Here is a 19,021-nt window from a genome sequence, read left to right on the forward strand (position 1 = left end):
CTCAATGCCGAGGCAGAAATCCGCTCGCGGGCGGCACGAGAGGTGAGGCCATGCCCGGATCGGACAGGAGCCGGTCGCCCGCAGGCGGGCTCCCGCACCAGTCGTCCCGGGCCATTCAGGCTGCCCCGGTGATACCGGGGCAGCGGGACATCAGTTGGCGGGAACGATGTCGATCTTGATCCGCGCATCCACGTCAGCGTAGAGATGGAGCGTGACCTCGTACTCGCCCACGGCGCGGAATGGCCCTTCCGACAGACGGACTTCGGACTTGTCGAGCGTGAAACCGGCCTCGACGGCGGCGGTAGCAATATCGGTCGTACCGACCGAGCCGAACAGACGGCCTTCGTCGCCGGCCTTGCGGGCGATGGTCAGACTGACACCGTCGAACTGCGCCTTGCGCGCCTCAGCGGCAGCCAGTGCCTCGGCGGCGGCACGCTCCAGTTCGGCGCGACGGGCCTCGAAGGCTTCCAGGTTCGCGGCGTTCGCCAGCACGGCGAATCCACCCGGGACCAGATAGTTCCGGCCATAGCCCGGACGCACCTTGACCTTGTCCCCGAGCACGCCGAGGTTGGCAACATTTTTCAGCAGGATGACTTCCACTTGTGTATTCCTCTCTAAATTCGTCTGCGTATCGCGTCACGGGTCTCAGCGCGGCCCGGAGGCGCGCTGCGCGACCCGGGCGCGGATGTCCGCCCAAAGATCAACCAAACCGACACAGGCGATCAACAGCCCCATCTGCGGCATGAATAGGATCAGCAGCGCATATAAACCAATCAACCAGCCGCGATGCACGCCCCGTGCCTGACGCAGCCAGTGCGCCACAGCCAGCCCCTGGAGGATCAGCAGCATCCCCAGGATCGGCAGCAGATCGACAATCAGGCTGCCTGCTCCGGCGAAGCTCGACCAGACCAGCAGCACCAGGATCACCGCCCCAAGGCTTCGTCCCAGACGCAACGCCCTGAATTCCTCTCCGAATCCGCCGGGATGATAGAGCGCCGCCTGCCACCAGCGGGCAATGAAGAGGCTCATCAGCAATTGAAAGACGAGGGCTGCGGCAAAGAGCCCGGTCATGCGTCTGGCCACTTCGTCGAACAATGCCTGACCCGCCTCCGCCTGCATCAGACCGTCGGTAAGCAGCGTCTGACGCAACGGATCCAGCAGTTGCGACCAGTAAGCAACCGGATCGCCGACGGATACATGGAGCGCGAGCACCAGGATCAGCCCCAGCATCCCGGCGAGCTGGATGGTCAGGGCCAGTGATCGTGACGCCCGCAGCACCACGGCGAGCGTCCAGATCGGTGCCCAGAACACCAGCAGAATCCCGAGCGCCAGCCAGGGCGAGCCCAGGGCCAGAGCGGACAGGATGCCCGCGCCGAGGAGCGCCAGCGCGATGGTCGTCAATCCCTGACGCGCACCATTGCGCAGCGTCACCAGCCCCACGGCTGCCGCGCCGACCGGCCCGAACAGTGGCATGAGCAGCGACAGCAGCGCCGCTGCCGTCGCCACCAGGGCGGCCTGTGAGTGACCCCGCATGATGAAGCCGGCCAGCGCTTTCATTGCCGATGATCCTGATTGGGCCTGACGGCGCTATTGCTGATGACGGCCTGCCGGGCGACCGGTTGCCGATCCATCAGGGCGAATCAGTGCCCGTCGGTATAGGGCAGCAGGGCCAGATAGCGGGCGCGCTTGATAGCCTGGGCGAGCTGACGCTGATATTTGGCCGAGGTGCCGGTGATGCGGCTCGGCACGATCTTGCCGGACTCGCTGACATAGGCCTTGAGCAGGTTGAGATCCTTGTAATCGATCTCGGTAATGCCTTCGGCGGTGAAGCGGCAATAGCGCTTGCGGCGAAAAAAGCGGGACATGGGTTTCTCCGTTACTGATATAGAGCTTGAGCATCGATCCCGGGTTCAGCCCGAGTCGATCCTGAATCGATCCTGACGGGGCGGACTCAGTCGTCGCTGTCGTCGTCGCGGCGGGAGTCGTCGTCCAGTCGCTCGGGACGCTCGCGCTCTTCACTGCCCTTGGCGAGCGGGGATGGCTCGGTGACGGCGGTATTGCGAAGGATGATCAGGTTGCGCAGCACGGCGTCGTTGAACCGGAAGGCGCTTTCGAGTTCGTCGATGGCCTCCTGATCGCACTCGACATTCATGAGCACATAATGCGCCTTGTGAATCTTGTTGATCGGATAGGCCAGCGGACGCCGGCCCCAATCTTCGAGGCGATGAACCACGCCGCCGCGTTTCTCCAGGTTGCCCTGATAACGCTCGACCATGCCGGGCACCTGCTCGCTCTGGCTGGGGTGCACCAGAAAAACCACTTCATAATGTCGCATTGCTGCTCCCTACGGATTGACAGCCTCCCGTGGATCACGGTGAGGCAAGGAGAATCCCCGCACAACGGGGAATCGCGCATTCTATGTGAATGAGGGGTGCGTTGAAACCCCCGATTGCAGGTTTGCAGGTTGACTGCGGATCGGGTCGCGCCGCCTTCCCACTTGCTCAAACAGCGCCCCTCGCTCAAACTTGCTGCATTTACAATAAATCAGAATATTAGGAGGGACAGCCAGCCATGAGTACCGGACATGATTTCGCCCCGCTCCGTCATTCCAGCCTGACGGCCAGTCTCACCGACGAACAGGTCGAGGCGCTGGCTCATATTGCCTGCTGCCGTCGTCTCGCGGATCAGGAGATCCTGATCCGCGAGGGCAACATCGACAACAGCCTGCATGTCATTACCGAGGGCGCGATTGCCGTTACCCGCGATGTTGGCAGGGGCGAATACACGACCATCCATGTCCTGCGCACCGGCGACATGGCCGGTGAGATGGGGTTCATCAGCGGTCAGCCGCACACCGCCACCCTGCGCTCGCTCGGTCGAACCGAGATTTGCAGTGTTGAGCGGGATGCCTTCGAGTCGCTGCTCATCGAGCATCCCTGGCTGGTCTACCGGGTGATGCAGAACATCGTCCGGGTCAGTCAGGACATTCTGCGGCGCATGAATGCGCAGCATGTCGAGCTGACCAAATATGTCAGCCGTTCACATGCGCTGTTTTAAACCGCGTCCAGCGCGATATGCGTCATTTTCAGTTTGTGTTTAGCTTTGGGGATGTCATCGGCATCAGTGGAGACGCGGTTTAAAACTTTATTTTTTAATATCTTAAGCCGCGTCTGCTCGAACGGTCGTCGATTCTGCCAAGACCGACTCAATCCTCAAATATCACATACCGCACCGAGCGCGGTTTAACGTCCCTGAGTCCCTGTCAGGCCATCCTGAATCTGCCGCGCCGCTCCGTTGAACTCCCACACCGTCCCGCAGGATGCGAATGTTCAATCGCACTGTCGCAACGGACGCCGGGTATAATCCTCGCCTGATCATGGCGAACAACCCGGCCACGCAGGACAGCCGGTCACGTCACAGGATCCGAGTGTGCTGGAGAAACGGGGCGGTGGGCCGCCTGCCCCGCGCTGGTTCTCCTCAAATCCGCGTCCCATTTGTCTAACAGGAGCTGAAGTTTATGATGACATTGCCCAAACCCAAGAATGTCGGTGCCAGTGATCGTAATATTCGCCTTGCCGCTGGTGGCGTGCTGATTCTGGCTGGCCTCATCACCTCGTCGATCATTCTGGATATCCTGGGGCTGGTTCTCCTGGCGACCGGTGCGCTGGGCACTTGCCCGGCCTATTTCCTTTTCAAAATCAACACGATTAAGGAGGGTGAGGAGTAATCTCCTTCCCTTTTGATCGGCGGCGGGGGTCGTCCGCGCGGCGGGGGCATCAAGCCCCCGCGCGCGACCCTTCAGGGCCGATACGGCGGTTGACGCCGTCATGCTACACTCACCCGCATTCCACCCTAGTTTCTTAAATTCCGACCGTCGGCAAGGACATGACCAGGCAGAAGACCTACCTCGTGATCTCGGCACTTGGCGAAGACCATCCCGGTATCGTCAACCAACTCTCCCGCACCGTGCTTGAGCATGGCTGCAACATTGAGGACAGCCGCATGACGGTCCTCGGCGGCGAGTTCGCGGCGATGCTCCTGGTGGAAGGCAAATGGAACACGCTGGCCAAGATCGAAAATGCGCTGCCCGAGCTGGAGCGCCAGCTTGGCATGACCATCATCTCCAAGCGCACCGGCGAGCGTGCCACCGGGCGCAATCTGCTGCCCTATGCGGTGGACGTGGTCTCCATGGATCACCCCGGCATCGTCAACAACCTCGCCGGCTTCTTCGCCGACCGCAAGATCAACATCGAAGACATGGCGACCAGCACCTATGCCGCCGCCCATACCGGCACGCCCATGTTCTCGGTGCATATGACGGTCGGTATCCCGGCGGACATCCATATCGCCGGGCTGCGCGAGGAGTTCATGGACTATTGCGACGGGCTCAATCTGGACGCCGTGCTGGAGCCGCTGAAGGGGTAAGGAACCACCGGCCATGCCTACCATGATTGGCGAGACCATCCCCGACATCGAGTGTCCCGCCACCGGCGGTCAGACCATCAGGCTCTCGGATTATCGAGGCCGCAATCTGGTGCTCTATTTCTATCCCAAGGCCGGCACGCCCGGCTGCACCCAGGAAGGACTGGATTTCAGCGCGGCGGCGGATGATTTCGCCAGCGTCGGCACCGCCATCCTCGGTGCCTCGCGCGACAGCCTCAAGGCCCAGGAAAACTTCAAGGCCAAACAGGGTTTTCCCTTCGACCTGCTCGCAGATCAGGACGAGACCCTGTGCCGCGCCTTCGCTGTCATCAGGCTCAAAAAGCTCTACGGCAGGGAAAGCCTGGGTGTCGAGCGCAGCACCTTCCTGATCGATGCCGAAGGCGTACTGCGCCGCGAATGGCGCGGGGTCAAGGTCAAAGGCCATGTTGAAGAGGTTCTGACCGCCGTCCGCGAACTCGCCTCAAATAGACAGGATTAACAGGATTCTCCAAGATGGACAGGATTTTCAAATCCGTGTTTTTAATCCTGTTAGTCTTGAATCATCCTGTTAATCCTGTCCATTGACGGCGTTTCGGGCGGGTACGAACCTTCCCGGAAATCACCTGATTTAAACCGCGTCCCGCCAGTCGTTGCCGATTGCTGTGAGGTCGGGGTCATTCACCACAACGCCTGAACGCTCTGGGACGCGGTTTAAATGATCAAACGCGAAAACGACAAGCCCTGCCTCTTCGTCCTCGACACCAACGTGCTGATGCACGATCCGACCTCGCTCTTCCGCTTCCAGGAACACGATATCTTCCTGCCGATGGTGGTGCTGGAGGAACTGGATCACGGTAAGAAAGGGCTGTCCGAGGTCGCGCGCAATGTCCGTCAGGTCAGCCGCTTTCTCGACCAGCTCATGTGCAATGCGGACAAGGCCGAGATCGACGCCGGGCTGCCGATCCATCCCACCGCCACCAACGGCGGCGGCATCGTCCTGCCGGCCACCGGGCGGCTCTTTTTCCAGACCGATCCGCTCGACCTCAAATTGCCGGCCCTGCTGCCTGGAACCACCCCGGACAACCATATCCTCGGCGTCGTTCAGGCGCTGCGCGATCTGCGCACTGATCGCCAGGTGATCCTCGTCTCCAAGGACATCAATCTGCGCATCAAGGCCGCCGTACTCGGCATTCCCGCTGAGGACTATTCCAACGACCAGGTGCTCGACGACGCCAATCTGCTCTATACCGGGCTGGACGTGCTCGCGGACGATTTCTGGGATCATCACGACAAGTCGGTCGATGCCTGGAAGGAAGAGGGCCGTACTCTCTACCGCATCAAGGGACCGGACATCGCCGACTGGTATCCCGCCCAATGTCTCAGTCTGGGCGAGGATGGCATCTTCGACGCCATGGTGCGCGAGAAACCCACCGCCACCGAGGCCATCGTCGAACTGGTCGATGACTACCGCCTGCCGCGTCACAACGTCTGGGGCATCAACGCGCGCAACCGTGAGCAGAATTTCGCGCTCAACATGCTGATGAATCCCAACCTGGATTTCGTCACCCTGCTGGGCACCGCCGGCACCGGCAAGACACTGCTGGCGCTTGCCGCCGGACTGGCGCAGGTGCTGGAGCGCAATCTCTACCGCGAGATCATCATGACCCGCGTCACGGTTCCGGTCGGTGAAGACATCGGCTTCCTGCCCGGCACCGAGGAAGAAAAGATGACCCCCTGGATGGGCGCGCTCATGGACAACCTGGAAGTCCTGACCCGTCCCGAAGGCGGCGACTGGGGCCGCGCGGCGACCAACGATCTGGTCCGCAACCGTATCCGCATCTCGTCGCTCAACTTCATGCGTGGACGCACCTTCCTGAACAAATACATCATCCTCGACGAGGCCCAGAACCTCACCGCCAAGCAGATGAAGACCCTCATCACCCGCGCCGGGCCAGGCACCAAGTTCGTCTGTCTCGGCAACATCGGCCAGATCGACACGCCCTATCTCACCGAGACCACTTCCGGTCTCACCTATGTCGTTGACCGCTTCAAGCACTGGCCGCACAGCGGGCACATCACGCTCATGCGCGGCGAGCGTTCGCGTCTGGCCGACTTTGCCTCGCAGGAACTGTGAGCACGGCTGGCGTGGATCCTCCCGCCGGCTGACCGCTGATTAACCGCAGGACGGGTATATCCTGCGGCCGGACTGCAATCCCTGGCGTCTGTCGGCCTCAGTCCGTCCTGGCGTCGGCTCATCCATCAGGAAGCACTGACTTGTTTGCCATTCTCGCCGTTACCGCCCCCATCTTTCTGCTGATCGCGCTGGGCTTCGTCGCCGTTCGCAACGGCTGGATGCCGCGCGAGGGCGCCGTGGCGATGAGCCGCTACGCCCTGCTCTTCGCCCTGCCGGCCCTGCTCTTCGACACCCTCGCCGGACGCTCGCTGGAGACGATCCTGGTGCCAGGTTTCCTGCTCGTCTATGTCTGCGGCTCGTTGACCGCCTACAGTATCGGCGTGACGGTCGCCGCCATCGCCCGCCGCACCTCGCCGCTCGACAACGCCTTCTTCGGCATGGGGCTGTCGATGTCGAACAGCAGCTACATTGGTTATCCGCTGGTCGCGCAGTTGCTGGGCGAGTCGGCCCTGATCGCCGTGGTGATGGCGGTTCTGACCGAGGTCTTGCTGATCATGCCCCTGACCCTGATCCTGGCCGAGTTCCATCGCGAACGGGGGCGTGGCGGTCTGCTGCGCACCCTGGGGCGTGTGCTGCGCTCGGTCGGGACCAATCCGATCCTGCTGGCGATTGCCGCCGGGCTGGTTTTTGCCGCGTTCGGCTGGCGTCTGCCGCTGGCGCTTGGACGCACCATCGACATGCTGGCCGGCTCGGCGGCGGTGGTGGCGCTCTTTGCGATCGGCGGCAGTCTGGCCGGGCAGCGCGTGCGCGGTGACATCAGATCCGCTGCGGCCATCGCCATCGGCAAGCTCCTGATTCATCCGGCGGCGATGCTGCTGATGCTCGGGCTCTTCCCGGCACTGGACCCGACGCTCACGGACGCCGCGCTCATCCTCTCCGCGCTGCCGATGGTCACCATCTTTCCGCTGCTCGCCCAGCGTTACGGACAGGGTGAGATCTGTGCCACGGCGCTGGTGGTCACCACGCTGCTCGCCTTCGTCACACTGAATCTTGTGCTGTGGTGGTGGGGAATCGGGACGCCGGCTTAGATCTGAAGCCGTCACTGAAATGTCATCCAGTCGGTGCGCGAGAACCGATATGCTCGCTCCATCAAGGCCGGACACCCCGTCCAGTCGCCCACAGAGGAGTCCAGCATGCGTGAAAGACCTTACAACGTCCTGTTTTTATGTACCGGAAATTCCGCCCGCAGCATCCTGGGCGAGAGTCTCATCAACCGTCTGGGGCAGGGTCGTTTCGTTGGCTACAGCGCCGGCAGCCATCCGGCGGGGGCGGTGAATCCGCTCGCCCTGGAGATCCTGCGGCGCAACAACTATCTGACCGACGGGCTGCGCAGCAAGGATTGGTCTGAATTCGCGACGCCGGACGCGCCGCAAATGGATTTCGTGTTCACGGTCTGCGACCGCGCGGCAACCGAGGTCTGTCCGGTCTGGCCCGGTCAGCCGATGACCGCCCATTGGGGCGTGCCCGATCCGGCGGCGGTCGAGGGTGACGAGGTGACGCGGATGATGGCCTTCCGGCAGGTGTTTCGGGAATTGCAGAATCGTATCCAGATCTTTGTCAGCCTGCCGCTGGGTTCGCTGGATCGGCTCAAGCTGCAACGTCAGCTCGATGAGATCGGACGGTCTCGCGCCGACGAGTCCGCAGCTTAACTGTCGCCCCCGGCGGGCTCCGGTGCAGCAGGTGCGCCGATCCCACAAAAACAAACGCCGCGCACCCGACAGTCAGGTGCGCGGCGCGGTCAGACAGCATGAACAGCGAGCTGTCGCATGCTCTCGACTCAGCGTGAAGTCATCAGTAGTCCATATCGTCCATGCCGCCGGTGCTGGGTGAGGTCACGCCCTTTTCCGGCTTGGGCTCGTCAGCAACCATGGCTTCAGTGGTGATCATCAGACCTGCAACCGATGCGGCGTTCTGCAGCGCGGTGCGCGAGACCTTGGTGGGGTCGATGATGCCCATCGCCATCATGTCGCCATATTCGCCAGTCGCGGCGTTATAGCCGAAGTTGCCGGTGCCTTCCGCGACCTTGCTCATGACGACCGACGATTCATCGCCCGCGTTGGCGACGATCTGACGCAGCGGCTCTTCCATCGCGCGCCGGGCGATGCTGATACCGACATCCTGATCGGCGTTCGCGCCCTTGAGTTCCTTGACTGCTGCGATGGCGCGCACCAGCGCGACACCGCCGCCGGGGACAATACCTTCCTCGACTGCCGCGCGGGTGGCGTGCAGCGCATCTTCGACGCGCGCCTTCTTTTCCTTCATCTCCATCTCGGTCGCCGCGCCAACCTTGATGACGGCGACGCCGCCGGCCAGCTTGGCCAGACGCTCCTGGAGCTTCTCGCGATCATAGTCGGACGTGGTGTCCTCGACCTGACGACGGATCTGGTCACAACGGGCCTTGATCTGGTCGTGCGAGCCGGCGCCGTCGATGACAACGGTGTCTTCCTTGGCGATCTGAATCTTCTTGGCCGAACCCAGGTCATTCAGGGTCGCCTTCTCCAGCGACAGACCGACCTCTTCGGCGATGACCGTACCGCCGGTGAGGATCGCGAGGTCTTCCAGCATCGCCTTGCGACGATCACCGAAACCGGGCGCCTTGACTGCGCAGACCTTGAGGATGCCGCGCAGATTGTTGACGACCAGGGTCGCCAGCGCCTCGCCCTCGATATCCTCGGCGACGATCAGCAGCGGACGCCCGGCCTTGGCGATGGCCTCCAGCACGGGGAGCAGATCGCGGATGTTCGAGATCTTCTTGTCGTAGAGCAGGATGTAGGGATCGTCCAGCTCGGCCTTCTGGCTCTGCTGGTTATTGATGAAATAGGGCGACAGATAGCCGCGGTCGAACTGCATGCCTTCGACCAGTTCGAGTTCGTTGTTGAGCGACTTGCCTTCCTCGACCGTGATCACGCCTTCCTTGCCGACCTTCTCCATCGCCTCGGCGATGATGTTGCCGATGGACTCGTCGGAGTTGGCGGAGATGGTGCCGACCTGGGTGATTTCCTTGTTGGTCGAACAGGGACGCGAGATGACCTGGAGTTCAATGACCGAGGCCGCGACCGCCTGATCGATGCCGCGCTTGATGTCCATCGGATTCATGCCGGCGGCGACCGCCTTCAGACCCTCGCGGACCATCGCCTGGGCCAGCACGGTGGCGGTGGTGGTGCCGTCGCCGGCCACGTCGGAGGTCTTGGAGGCGACTTCCTTCACCATCTGCGCGCCCATGTTTTCGAACTTGTCCTTGAGTTCGATGGCCTTGGCGACCGAGACGCCGTCCTTGGTGACGGTGGGCGCGCCCCAGGACTTCTCGATCACCACATTGCGGCCCTTCGGACCCAGGGTGACCTTGACGGCGTTGGCGAGGATATCGACCCCACGCATCAAACGCACACGGGATTGTTCGTTAAAAAAAATCTGTTTGGCAGTCATCTTTGTCGGCCTTGGTGAAATTCAGTGGTCAGTGGTCTTCGGGTGTCAGGATCGACTGGGGTTATTCGATGACGCCCATGATGTCGTCTTCGCGCATCACCAGCAGCTTGTCGCCTGCAACCTTGACCTCAGTGCCCGAATACTTGCCGAACAGCACCCGGTCGCCGACCTTGACATCGAGCGGGCGCAGACTGCCGTTGTCGAGCAGCTTGCCCTTGCCAACGGCGATGACCTCACCCTGAATCGGCTTTTCGGTCGCGCTGTCCGGGATCAGGATCCCGCCGGCGGAGGTACGTTCCTCTTCGCTGCGACGCACAACGACACGGTCATGTAAAGGACGGAGGTTCATGGATGGCGATCTCCTCGCGAAATCTTGGGTTGAAGCGGATGGGGCTGACGCCTGTTAAACCGCGCCAGCGCGATATGCGATGTTTTTGGTTTGAACCCGTCTTGGCGGCATCGACGACCCTGGGAGCTGCGCGGTTTAAGACTTAAAAAATTTTAAACCGCGTCTCCACCAAGGGCCGTGGATACGCCAGGCGTTGAATTCACTCGACACTCAGTATCTCGCTCTGGACGCGGTTTAGCACTCAAGCGTCACGAGTGCTAACAATGTCATCTGTCAACGGCTGTTGTCAAGATCCGTCGTCGCCGATGGCCTGACGGGCGGATGCGGAATACACTGGTGTTCTTGCCGCTGATGGCGATGGTCAATCCTTTACTCACCGTACCGAACCTCCGATTCAATCCGTGATTTCACCCCGCATCCGTCGTCTGCCTCAGCATGAGGCCATTGCCAACGCCCGAACCCCGCAGGAACTGCTGACCGCGCTCTATGCCCAGCGCGGTCTGAGCAATCCGGAGCAGGCCGCGCCGGGCCTGGGGGATCTGGAACCCGTGACCGCGCTGCGTGGAATCGAGCAGGCAGTGGCGTTGCTGGCAGACCGGCTTCGCGCAGGCGCTCATCTGCTGGTGATCGGCGACTATGACGCCGACGGCGCGACCGGCAGTGCGCTGGCGGTGCGGGGTCTGCGTGCGCTCGGTGCGGCGCGGGTCTCCTACCTGGTGCCGAGCCGTTTCGCCTTCGGCTATGGTTTGAGTCCTGCCGTGGTCGATGCCGCCATGCCGATGCAGCCCGACCTGATCATCACGGTCGATAACGGCATCGCCAGTCTCGCCGGGGTCGAACGGGCGCGTGAACTGGGTGTGTCGGTACTGGTGACGGATCATCATCTGCCCGGCGACCGGCTGCCCGAGGCCGCCGCCATCGTCAATCCCAATCAGCCCGGCTGCGACTTTCCGAGCAAGCATCTGGCCGGGGTGGGCGTGGTCTTTTATCTGCTGGCCGCGCTGCGCACCCATCTGCGGGCAAACGGCTGGTTCAATGCCGGGCGCGCCGAGCCGAATCTGGCGGAGCTGCTGGATCTGGTCGCGCTCGGCACCGTCGCCGATGTCGTCACCCTGGATCGCAACAATCGCATCCTGGTCGAGCAGGGTTTGCGCCGCATCCGCGCCGGGCGTTGCAGCGCCGGCATTCTGGCCCTGTTGCAGGTGGCGGGACGGGATCCGACCCGCGCCACCACGACCGATCTCGGCTTTTTCGTCGGTCCCCGGCTCAATGCGGCCGGACGGCTGGAAGAGATGTCGCTCGGGGTCGAGTGTCTGCTGACCGAGGATCCGGCGCAGGCTGCCGCGATGGCGCAGACCCTGGATGGTCTCAACCGCCGTCGGCGTGAAATCGAAGGCGAGATGAAGGATCAGGCTGAGTTGCTGCTGGACGCACTCGCTCTGGACGGAGAGCAACTGCCGCCAGCGCTCTGTCTCTTTGGCGAGGACTGGCATCAGGGGGTGTCGGGAATCGTCGCCGCCCGTCTCCGCGAACGCTATCATCGCCCGGTGATCGCCTTCGCCGAGGCGGGCGATGGTCTGCTGCGCGGCTCGGCGCGGTCCATCGACGGGTTGCATATCCGCGACGCCATCGACTGGGTGGATCGTCGTCATCCCCGATTGATCGACCGCTTCGGCGGGCATGCGATGGCGGCTGGCCTGACCCTGCGCGCCGGCTGCCTGTCGACTTTCCGCGATGCCTTTGTCGAGGCGGTGCGGGCACAGCTTGGCGAGGTGCCGCCGCAACCCGAGATCCGCTCCGATGGCGCGCTGCCGGCGCTTCTCCTCACCCTGGAGACGGCTGAGATCCTGCGTTTCGCCGGTCCTTGGGGCAAGGATTTCCCGGAGCCGGTCTTTGATGACCTCTTCACGATCCGGAACGCGCGGATCGTCGGCGAGCGTCATCTGAAATTGCGGGTGGCGACGCCCGGAGGCATCGAGATCGAGGCCATTGGTTTCAATCTTGGCGAACAATTGGACGAAGCGCGGGAGCGGGTGCGACTGGCCTACCGGCTGGATGTCAACGAATATCGTGGCGTCCGTTCGCCGCAACTCGTCCTCGCCGCACTGCAATCTCAACCTTAAAGAAACAGAATCCGCGAAGCACTGCCGATGAATGACGACCACGACGAATTCGATGACGATGAAGACGAGCTGCCGCAAGGCCCGAGCAAGAGCCAGATCAAGCGCGACAAACTGGCGCTTCAGGCGCTGGCCGAGCGTCTGGCAGCCATGCCGCGCGCCGAGCTGGAACGGCTGAAACTCAGCGAGGCGACCTGGATCGCGCTCGACGAGACCCCGCGCATCAAGGATCCGCGCGCCCGTGGCCGGCACTGGAAACGTATCGCCAATCTTCTGGAACGCGAGGACATGGAGGCCGTCCGGCAGCTCATGGAGGGTGCCGAGGAACGTGAGCGCGAGACCAACGCCCGCCACCATGCGCTCGAAGGCTGGCGCGAGCGCCTGATCGGCGAAGGCGATCCGGCGCTGGCCGATTTCATCGAACAGTGTCCAGCCGTGGACCGGCAGCAGTTGCGGACCCTGGTGCGCGCCGCGCAGCGCGATACCGAGCGCGGCAGGCCGGACGCCCCGCGCAAGCTCTTTCGTTTTTTGCGTGAAACGATGGATGCCGTTGACAGTTGAATTTTGCCGGTGGCGCCGATACTGTGCCGCCGCTCAGGCGTCTTTGCCGCGTCTCCCTGGAAACCGACCATGACCACGTCCACCGATCCTCGCGTTCCTGGCAACAGCCGGCCGACGCTCTCAGTCGTCATCCCCATGTATCAGGAACTCGACAATGTTGAACCGATGGTGGCGCGGGTGCATGAAGGGCTGGCCGATTATGGCGGCGACTGGGAGCTGATCTGTATCGATGACGGCAGTCGCGACGGCACCGGCGAGCGGCTGCACGAGCTGGCCGAACGTACCGGCAGCCATGTGCGGGTGATCCGGCTGCGGCGCAATTTCGGCCAGACCGCCGCCATGCAGGCCGGCTTCGATGCCGCACGCGGCGAGCTGATCGCGACCCTCGACGGCGACCTGCAGAACGACCCGGCGGACATCCCGCGTCTGGTCGATGAGCTGCTGGAGCGCGATCTGGATCTCCTGCAAGGGTGGCGGCGTCAGCGTCAGGATGGGCTGATCCTGCGCAAGATCCCCTCGCGGATCGCGAACAGGCTGATCGGCAAGGTCACGGGGCTGGCGCTGCACGATTACGGTTGCAGCCTCAAGGTCTATCGTGCCGAGGTCATCAAAGAGGTCACGCTGCTGGGCGAGATGCACCGCTTCATCCCGGTCTGGATGGCGGGCGTGACCTCACCTGCGCGCATCGGCGAGACCGAGGTGAGCCATCAGGCACGTCAATTCGGCGTCTCCAAATACGGCATTTCGCGGACCTTCCGGGTACTGCTGGATCTGCTGTCGGCGTTCTTCTTTCTGCGTTTCGGCTCGCGCCCGGGGCATTTTTTTGGCTCCATCGGCATCGTCTTCGGCGTCGTCGGAGCGCTGCTGATGAGCCATCTGTTGGTGGTCAAGTTCGTGCTGGACGAGAACATCGGTCATCGCCCCATGCTGTTCGTCTCCATTCTCTTCCTCGTCACGGCGGTCCAGTTTCTGACCACCGGTGTGCTGGCTGAATTGCTGATACGCACCTTTTACGCCTCCGGCGAGCGCACCCATCACCGGATCCGGTGGCAGTCCGACTCCGCGACGGCGGGCTGGAAGGGGAGGGCATAACAACCATGAATCTCGACTCGACATCCGCCAGGCCGTCCTTCTGGCTCCTGGTCATGCAGCGGGCGATCACCTCGCCCTGGCTGCTGATCCTGGTCGTCGCCCTGAGCTTTTTCTGGCAGTTGGGAGCGGTGCCGCTCTATGACCTCGACGAAGGCGCCTTCACCGAGGCGACCCGCGAGATGCTCGACAGCGGTAATTTCATCACCCCGCACAAGGACGGCGAGCCGCGCTATGACAAACCCGTGCTCATCTACTGGTTGCAGGCGGCCTCAGCCGAGACCTTCGGTTTCGACGAATTCGCGCTGCGTCTGCCTTCGGCGCTGGCGGCGAGCCTCTGGGTGCTGGCGCTCTGGTTCTTCGTGCGCGCGCGTCTGGATGCGCCGACCGCCACCGTCGCCGGGCTGACGATGGCGCTCTGTCTCCAGGTCTCGCTGATCGGCAAGGCAGCGGTCGCGGATGCGCTGCTGAATCTCTTCATCGCCCTGACCTTCTTCGAGATCTATCGCTATTACCTGGATCCCGATCCCAAGACCAACCGCCGCTTCGTGCTGCGCGCCTATCTCTGGATGGGGCTGGGATTCCTGACCAAGGGGCCGGTCGCGGTCTTTTTTCCGGTGGTGGTCAGTTTTCTCTTTTTTCTCTCCGGGATCCGTCTGTCGCGGGCGAGCCTGGCGCGCTTTGCCCGCTGGTTCAAGGCCGTCTTTGCGCCGCTCGGCTGGCTGATCTTTCTGCTGATTGCCGGTCCCTGGTATCTGGCCGTCTATCTGGACGATGGCGCCGGATTCTTTCGCAGTTTCTTTCTGGAACACAACGCCGGGCGTTTCAGCGGAACCCTGCACGGCCATGCGGGATTCCCCGGTTACTATCTGGTCATGCTGCCGCTGGTGCTGATGCCCTTCACCGGCTGGTTTCTGAGTCTCGTCAAAACCTGGCGCACCGCCTGGTCGGATCCGCTGGATCGTTTCCTCTGGATCTGGTTCCTGACGGTCCTGGTGTTTTTCTCGTTCTCGGGCACCAAGCTCCCGCACTATCTGCTCTATGGCAGCGTGCCAGTCTTCATCCTCATGGCACGGCATCGCGATGCGTTGACCAACCGCTGGCTGGCCTTCGCGCCACCATTGATCCTCTTCGCGCTGCTGGTGGCCCTGCCCTGGATGCTGGATGCGGTCATGCAGGTCGCCCAAGCGATTGCGGCCAGCCCCTCGGCCTCGATCCGCTCGATGCTCACACTCAAGGCGCATGAGCTGGCGCTTCTGAACGATGGACGAATTGCGCTCGATCTCGCCTATGGCATCGCCGTGCTGGCCGGTCTGGCAGGCATCGTCGTCCTGCTGCGCTGGTCCAGTCCGCCGCTATGGCAACGCCTGATCCTGGCCGGCATGATCCAGTCGGTGGTGGTCTTTGGCTTTCTGGTGCCCCGGATCTTCGAGGCCATGCAGGCGCCGGTCAAAGAGGCCGGACTGCTGGCCAGACAGCTCGACCTGCCGACGGTGGTCTACCGTACCTCCATGCCGAGCTTCAGTGTCTACCGCGACGCCATCACGCCGCATCGACCGCCGGTCGCGGGCGATCTGGTGTTTCTGCGGATCGACAAGCTGGAGCAACTGGCGCGCGATTATCCCGAGCTGAGTCAGGATCTGCTCTACCGGCGCGGACCGGTGGCGCTGATCTGGATGCGCTCCGTCTCGGATTCGCAGACTCCATCCATCGAATAGGCGTTTGGCATGACTGACAACCGATTGACGTTTCTGCGCCGCGTCTGGGCCGAACAACTGACAGCCGGAGTCGCGCGCACGCCGCTGACCTCACCGGACGGTGCGCGCTGGCTGCTGCGCTGGGCGGGGGTCTGTCTGATCGTCGCGGCGACGCTCTATCTGGCCTGCGGCTATCAGGCCGGCTTTCTGCGCCTGAATGCCTGGGCGACGGCTTATCCGGACTGGATCTGGCAGTGTCTGACTGTCCTCGGCGATGAGCGCATGCCATTCGCGCTCGCGCTCTTTTTCTCGCTGCGCTATCCGCGCCTGCTCTGGACCCTGATCCTGGCGGGGCTGATCGCCGCCCTTTACAGCCGTGGACTCAAGGAACTGTTCGAGTCAGTCCGTCCGCCGGGCGTGCTGGCCGCCGATGCCTTCCATCTCATCGGACCAGGGCATCATTCCAACAGTTTTCCCTCAGGGCACAGTGTCGTGGCCGGGGTCTTCTTCGGTGTGCTGATCCATTACGCCCGTCTGGTCGAATGGCGTCTGCTGTTGCTCCTGGTCGCGGTGCTCGTGGGTCTGAGCCGGGTGGCGGTGGGCATCCATTGGCCGGTGGATGTGGCGGCGGGTCTGATGGGCGGGGCGCTGGCGGCCTGGCTCGGTGCGCGGCTCGCCGCATCCTGGCCGGGGCCGGCGACCCGCGTCTCCATTCATCTGACGGTGGTCACGCTGGCCTGCGTGCTGACCGTCGGTCTGCTGTTCGATGACGGCGGCTATCCCGCAGCGGCGCCCATGCTGCGAATCCTGGGTGCAGCCGCGCTTCTGAGCGCACTGGGGCAATATCTGGTGTGGCCGCTGATGCGCGGTCGCGCCGAGAGGCGCTAACCTTTCCGACGCGCCCGTGAGGCGATCAGGGTCAGGCCCATGTTGGCCTGCTGAACGAAGTGTTTGAATCCGTCGAAGATGGTCTTGTCCAGCGGTCGATGACTGAGACCCCGGTCGGCATAGAAGATCCCGATGCACTGATTGTTGACAATAATGGGCGCGACCATGAACGGCACTGGCCCAATCGTCTGGGTCAGCTTGCCGGGGATCAGCGAGGCATGCGCCTTGCGTTCCTCGTCGGTGATCCAGTGCGGATGTTTGCGATCCATGATCTCAAAAAGAATATTGGGCTGCCCGTTGGGCGTGCGGCTGAAATAGAAGCCGCCTGACAGTTGCAGATGATCCTCGCCGAGCGCGTATTTGGCCTTGAGCGCCTGCTTGTCCGGCGTGAGCAGGGCGAACAGCACCCGATCCATGCCGACGCCGCGGTAGATCCCCTCCAGCACCAGCTCCATGATGAGATTGAAATCGCACTGGCCTTCCTCGATGAGCGTTGCCATCTCCCGCAGGATCTTGATTTGCAGCATGTCATCGGCTGGAGGATAGCCGGGGGCGGCGGGCTCGGCGGGCGGTAACTCGGGTGTCTGCGCCGCAGCCTCTGCTGGTGCCGTCTCGTCGAGGCTGTGCAGACTGGGCTGGGGAATATGGACCGCCGCGAAGCGCGCGCCGAAGTCGGCGGCCAGCGTCGTGGCATCCTGCGCCTTTTGGAAGAGCAGCGCCCGGGTGTCGTCGAATGAGCGTTCAATGATCTGGGCGGATTTGCGGATCAGACCATCCATGTCGTTTGAGCGCCAGCCTTTGTCCACCGCGCAGCGGGCGATCTGCTGGCCGAGCAGAACGGTCTGGATCCGGTCCTCCTTCTGCCCCGGTTGAGTCACGGCCTTCTGCAGCAGGTCGGAGAGATGCCACTCGCGCGCCAACTGCCGGCTCAGGTGGCTCAGCCGAAAGCCAAGCAGTTTTTCCTGCGCCTGTTCGGGGATCATGCCGGGCTGGTTCATCAGGCGTTCGAGCTGGTCCCCAAGCTCACCGCCGAAACACCAGAAGGCCAGTTCACCGATGCGGTAGAAGAGGGTGGCGATGAAGACCTCTTCCGGGGATTTATCGCCGCGCGCCTCAGCCAGTGCACGGGCCTGAGTGGCGGCATGCATGGAGCGGGCGAGTTCGCGGGCGAAGCGCTCGCGGGTCGATCCCGCAGCCAGATCATCGACCAGGCTGAATGTCAGGCACATATTGCGCACCGCATTGAAACCCAGCACGATAATGGCGCGGGTGACGGTGCTGACGCTGGAGAGTGTCGGGTTGTAATGGACTGAATTGGCCAGCTTGAGCACCCGCGCGGTCAGCGAGGGATCCTGCAGCACGATCCCCGCCAGGGCCGAAATGGGCGCCAGATCGTCCTGCGAGACCGTGATGACCTGCTGCACCGTGTTGTCGAAAATGGGCATGTCCCGATGCCGGATCGATTCGACCCATGTTTCCAGTTTACTTTGCGGGGTGATTTGAGTGCTCAAGGCAGCGTCGCGTGGGTATCACATCTGCGTTCCAGGATTGAGACCTGGGTCACTTTTGCGGATGTTACGATGAAACCCGTGCGCTGACCATGATTCGGCATTCTTTGAGACCGCCCCTTCTTGACTCCGGATTGAACCCATGTCGCTGCCTGTTTTTCATCGTCTGCGTCTGGCGGCCCATCTCATGCATCGCGGCGGCGTGATGGCCTATCCCACCGAGGCCGTTTACGGTCTGGGCTGCGACCCCTGGAATGGCGAGGCCGTCGCGCGTCTGCTTGCCATCAAGCGGCGGGACGTCGCCAAGGGACTGATTCTGATCGCCGCCGACGCCGCGCAACTGGCGCCCTTCGTCGAGGAACTGCCTGCCGTTCGCATGGCCGAGATCCGGGCGAGCTGGCCGGGTCCGCATACCTGGCTGCTGCCAGCGCGCGCGACCACGCCCCGCTGGCTGACCGGACGCTTCGACACCCTCGCGGTGCGGGTCACGGCCCATTCGCTTGCGGCGGGACTCTGCCATGTCTATGGTGGCGCCATCGTGTCCACAAGCGCCAATCTGGCCGAGCGCCCGCCCGCCCGCACCGCCCTGCAGGTTCGTCTGAGACTGGCCGACCAGCCTGATGGCATTCTCGCTGGACGCTGTGAGGGCGCCGGACGACCCTCAAGCATTCGCGATGGACGCACTGGGCGACTCCTGCGTGCCTGACGACCTGTTGTGGTCAAACAGCGTTGCCAGCAGCGTCAGGCGGCTTTGCGTGGTGCTGATG

General features: G+C 62.9%; 20 protein-coding genes. 13 read left to right on the plus strand and 7 right to left on the minus strand.

Annotated features, from left to right (window positions below; genetic code table 11):
• Positions 1-150: 150 nt before the first annotated feature.
• From rplI to rpsF, 4 genes are all read right to left on the minus strand, one after another.
• Positions 151-600: a 50S ribosomal protein L9 gene (gene rplI / locus EDC35_RS10405; protein ID WP_132977203.1), complete on the minus strand. Its 450-nt coding sequence runs from the start codon at positions 598-600 to the stop codon at positions 151-153.
• Positions 601-645: 45 nt separating this feature from the next.
• Positions 646-1,557: a DUF2232 domain-containing protein gene (locus tag EDC35_RS10410; protein WP_132977204.1), complete on the minus strand. Its 912-nt coding sequence runs from the start codon at positions 1,555-1,557 to the stop codon at positions 646-648.
• A gap of 83 nt (positions 1,558-1,640) precedes the next feature.
• Complete coding sequence (gene rpsR, locus EDC35_RS10415; protein WP_007042066.1) at positions 1,641-1,865, minus strand: 30S ribosomal protein S18; 225 nt, start codon at positions 1,863-1,865, stop codon at positions 1,641-1,643.
• A gap of 86 nt (positions 1,866-1,951) precedes the next feature.
• Entirely contained in the window at positions 1,952-2,335 is a 384-nt protein-coding gene (gene rpsF, locus EDC35_RS10420) for a 30S ribosomal protein S6 (protein ID WP_132977205.1), read from the minus strand.
• 236 nt (positions 2,336-2,571) lie between these two features.
• On the opposite strand from rpsF, the gene EDC35_RS10425 reads away from it, so the two are divergent.
• From EDC35_RS10425 to EDC35_RS10455, 7 genes are all read left to right on the plus strand, one after another.
• Entirely contained in the window at positions 2,572-3,057 is a 486-nt protein-coding gene (locus tag EDC35_RS10425) for a cyclic nucleotide-binding domain-containing protein (RefSeq protein ID WP_132977206.1), read from the plus strand.
• A gap of 460 nt (positions 3,058-3,517) precedes the next feature.
• Complete coding sequence (locus EDC35_RS10430; RefSeq protein ID WP_424565292.1) at positions 3,518-3,727, plus strand: YgaP family membrane protein; 210 nt, start codon at positions 3,518-3,520, stop codon at positions 3,725-3,727.
• Positions 3,728-3,885: 158 nt separating this feature from the next.
• Positions 3,886-4,425 carry a glycine cleavage system transcriptional repressor gene (locus EDC35_RS10435; RefSeq protein ID WP_132977207.1) on the plus strand — a complete coding sequence of 180 codons (540 nt, stop codon included), beginning with the start codon at positions 3,886-3,888 and terminating at the stop codon, positions 4,423-4,425.
• Positions 4,426-4,438: 13 nt separating this feature from the next.
• Positions 4,439-4,921 carry a peroxiredoxin gene (locus EDC35_RS10440; RefSeq protein WP_132977208.1) on the plus strand — a complete coding sequence of 161 codons (483 nt, stop codon included), beginning with the start codon at positions 4,439-4,441 and terminating at the stop codon, positions 4,919-4,921.
• Between the two features lie 216 nt (positions 4,922-5,137).
• Positions 5,138-6,556, plus strand: a complete 1,419-nt coding sequence (locus EDC35_RS10445; protein WP_132977209.1) for a PhoH family protein — start codon at positions 5,138-5,140, stop codon at positions 6,554-6,556.
• Positions 6,557-6,696: 140 nt separating this feature from the next.
• Entirely contained in the window at positions 6,697-7,644 is a 948-nt protein-coding gene (locus EDC35_RS10450; protein WP_132977210.1) for an AEC family transporter, read from the plus strand.
• Between the two features lie 105 nt (positions 7,645-7,749).
• Positions 7,750-8,265: an arsenate reductase ArsC gene (locus EDC35_RS10455; RefSeq protein ID WP_132977211.1), complete on the plus strand. Its 516-nt coding sequence runs from the start codon at positions 7,750-7,752 to the stop codon at positions 8,263-8,265.
• Between the two features lie 142 nt (positions 8,266-8,407).
• Here EDC35_RS10455 and groL read toward each other — a convergent pair whose 3' ends face one another.
• The gene (gene groL / locus EDC35_RS10460; RefSeq protein WP_132977212.1) at positions 8,408-10,042 is read right to left on the minus strand and encodes a chaperonin GroEL; all 1,635 of its coding nucleotides are present in this window, start codon (positions 10,040-10,042) and stop codon (positions 8,408-8,410) included.
• 61 nt (positions 10,043-10,103) lie between these two features.
• Positions 10,104-10,391: a co-chaperone GroES gene (gene groES / locus EDC35_RS10465; RefSeq protein WP_132977213.1), complete on the minus strand. Its 288-nt coding sequence runs from the start codon at positions 10,389-10,391 to the stop codon at positions 10,104-10,106.
• Positions 10,392-10,792: 401 nt separating this feature from the next.
• Here groES and recJ point away from each other — a divergent pair, with 401 nt between their 5' ends.
• From recJ to EDC35_RS10490, 5 genes are all read left to right on the plus strand, one after another.
• Entirely contained in the window at positions 10,793-12,514 is a 1,722-nt protein-coding gene (gene recJ, locus EDC35_RS10470; protein ID WP_132977214.1) for a single-stranded-DNA-specific exonuclease RecJ, read from the plus strand.
• Between the two features lie 27 nt (positions 12,515-12,541).
• The gene (yjgA, locus tag EDC35_RS10475) at positions 12,542-13,072 is read left to right on the plus strand and encodes a ribosome biogenesis factor YjgA (RefSeq protein WP_132977215.1); all 531 of its coding nucleotides are present in this window, start codon (positions 12,542-12,544) and stop codon (positions 13,070-13,072) included.
• Positions 13,073-13,141: 69 nt separating this feature from the next.
• Positions 13,142-14,164 (plus strand): glycosyltransferase family 2 protein, encoded by a 1,023-nt coding sequence (locus EDC35_RS10480; protein WP_132977216.1) that lies wholly within the window; start codon positions 13,142-13,144, stop codon positions 14,162-14,164.
• A 5-nt stretch (positions 14,165-14,169) separates the two neighbouring features.
• Positions 14,170-15,879, plus strand: a complete 1,710-nt coding sequence (locus EDC35_RS10485) for an ArnT family glycosyltransferase (protein WP_132977217.1) — start codon at positions 14,170-14,172, stop codon at positions 15,877-15,879.
• A gap of 9 nt (positions 15,880-15,888) precedes the next feature.
• On the plus strand, positions 15,889-16,746 hold the full coding sequence (locus EDC35_RS10490; protein WP_132977218.1) for a phosphatase PAP2 family protein: 858 nt from the start codon (positions 15,889-15,891) through the stop codon (positions 16,744-16,746).
• On the opposite strand, the gene EDC35_RS10495 is transcribed toward EDC35_RS10490, so the two are convergent.
• Entirely contained in the window at positions 16,743-18,191 is a 1,449-nt protein-coding gene (locus tag EDC35_RS10495) for an HDOD domain-containing protein (RefSeq protein ID WP_243651607.1), read from the minus strand. The genes EDC35_RS10490 and EDC35_RS10495 overlap by 4 nt on opposite strands.
• 205 nt (positions 18,192-18,396) lie before the next feature.
• Here EDC35_RS10495 and tsaC point away from each other — a divergent pair, with 205 nt between their 5' ends.
• Positions 18,397-18,960 carry an L-threonylcarbamoyladenylate synthase type 1 TsaC gene (gene tsaC / locus EDC35_RS10500; RefSeq protein ID WP_132977220.1) on the plus strand — a complete coding sequence of 188 codons (564 nt, stop codon included), beginning with the start codon at positions 18,397-18,399 and terminating at the stop codon, positions 18,958-18,960.
• Positions 18,961-19,021: the final 61 nt, after the last annotated feature.

It is taken from the genome of Thiobaca trueperi (genome assembly GCF_004342175.1).
GTDB lineage: Bacteria > Pseudomonadota > Gammaproteobacteria > Chromatiales > Chromatiaceae > Thiobaca > Thiobaca trueperi.

What these genes read in the sequence shown, in the direction of transcription:
- EDC35_RS10410 (WP_132977204.1), bottom strand. Translation starts at nt 1,557, where the DNA reads ATGAAAGCGCTGGCCGGCTTCATCATGCGGGGTCACTCACAGGCCGCC.
- rpsR (WP_007042066.1), bottom strand. Translation starts at nt 1,865, where the DNA reads ATGTCCCGCTTTTTTCGCCGCAAGCGCTATTGCCGCTTCACCGCCGAA.
- rpsF (WP_132977205.1), bottom strand. Translation starts at nt 2,335, where the DNA reads ATGCGACATTATGAAGTGGTTTTTCTGGTGCACCCCAGCCAGAGCGAG.
- EDC35_RS10425 (WP_132977206.1), top strand. Translation starts at nt 2,572, where the DNA reads ATGAGTACCGGACATGATTTCGCCCCGCTCCGTCATTCCAGCCTGACG.
- EDC35_RS10430 (WP_424565292.1), top strand. Translation starts at nt 3,518, where the DNA reads ATGATGACATTGCCCAAACCCAAGAATGTCGGTGCCAGTGATCGTAAT.
- EDC35_RS10435 (WP_132977207.1), top strand. Translation starts at nt 3,886, where the DNA reads ATGACCAGGCAGAAGACCTACCTCGTGATCTCGGCACTTGGCGAAGAC.
- EDC35_RS10440 (WP_132977208.1), top strand. Translation starts at nt 4,439, where the DNA reads ATGCCTACCATGATTGGCGAGACCATCCCCGACATCGAGTGTCCCGCC.
- EDC35_RS10445 (WP_132977209.1), top strand. Translation starts at nt 5,138, where the DNA reads ATGATCAAACGCGAAAACGACAAGCCCTGCCTCTTCGTCCTCGACACC.
- EDC35_RS10455 (WP_132977211.1), top strand. Translation starts at nt 7,750, where the DNA reads ATGCGTGAAAGACCTTACAACGTCCTGTTTTTATGTACCGGAAATTCC.
- groL (WP_132977212.1), bottom strand. Translation starts at nt 10,042, where the DNA reads ATGACTGCCAAACAGATTTTTTTTAACGAACAATCCCGTGTGCGTTTG.
- groES (WP_132977213.1), bottom strand. Translation starts at nt 10,391, where the DNA reads ATGAACCTCCGTCCTTTACATGACCGTGTCGTTGTGCGTCGCAGCGAA.
- yjgA (WP_132977215.1), top strand. Translation starts at nt 12,542, where the DNA reads ATGAATGACGACCACGACGAATTCGATGACGATGAAGACGAGCTGCCG.
- EDC35_RS10480 (WP_132977216.1), top strand. Translation starts at nt 13,142, where the DNA reads ATGACCACGTCCACCGATCCTCGCGTTCCTGGCAACAGCCGGCCGACG.
- EDC35_RS10485 (WP_132977217.1), top strand. Translation starts at nt 14,170, where the DNA reads ATGAATCTCGACTCGACATCCGCCAGGCCGTCCTTCTGGCTCCTGGTC.
- EDC35_RS10490 (WP_132977218.1), top strand. Translation starts at nt 15,889, where the DNA reads ATGACTGACAACCGATTGACGTTTCTGCGCCGCGTCTGGGCCGAACAA.
- EDC35_RS10495 (WP_243651607.1), bottom strand. Translation starts at nt 18,191, where the DNA reads ATGCCCATTTTCGACAACACGGTGCAGCAGGTCATCACGGTCTCGCAG.
- tsaC (WP_132977220.1), top strand. Translation starts at nt 18,397, where the DNA reads ATGTCGCTGCCTGTTTTTCATCGTCTGCGTCTGGCGGCCCATCTCATG.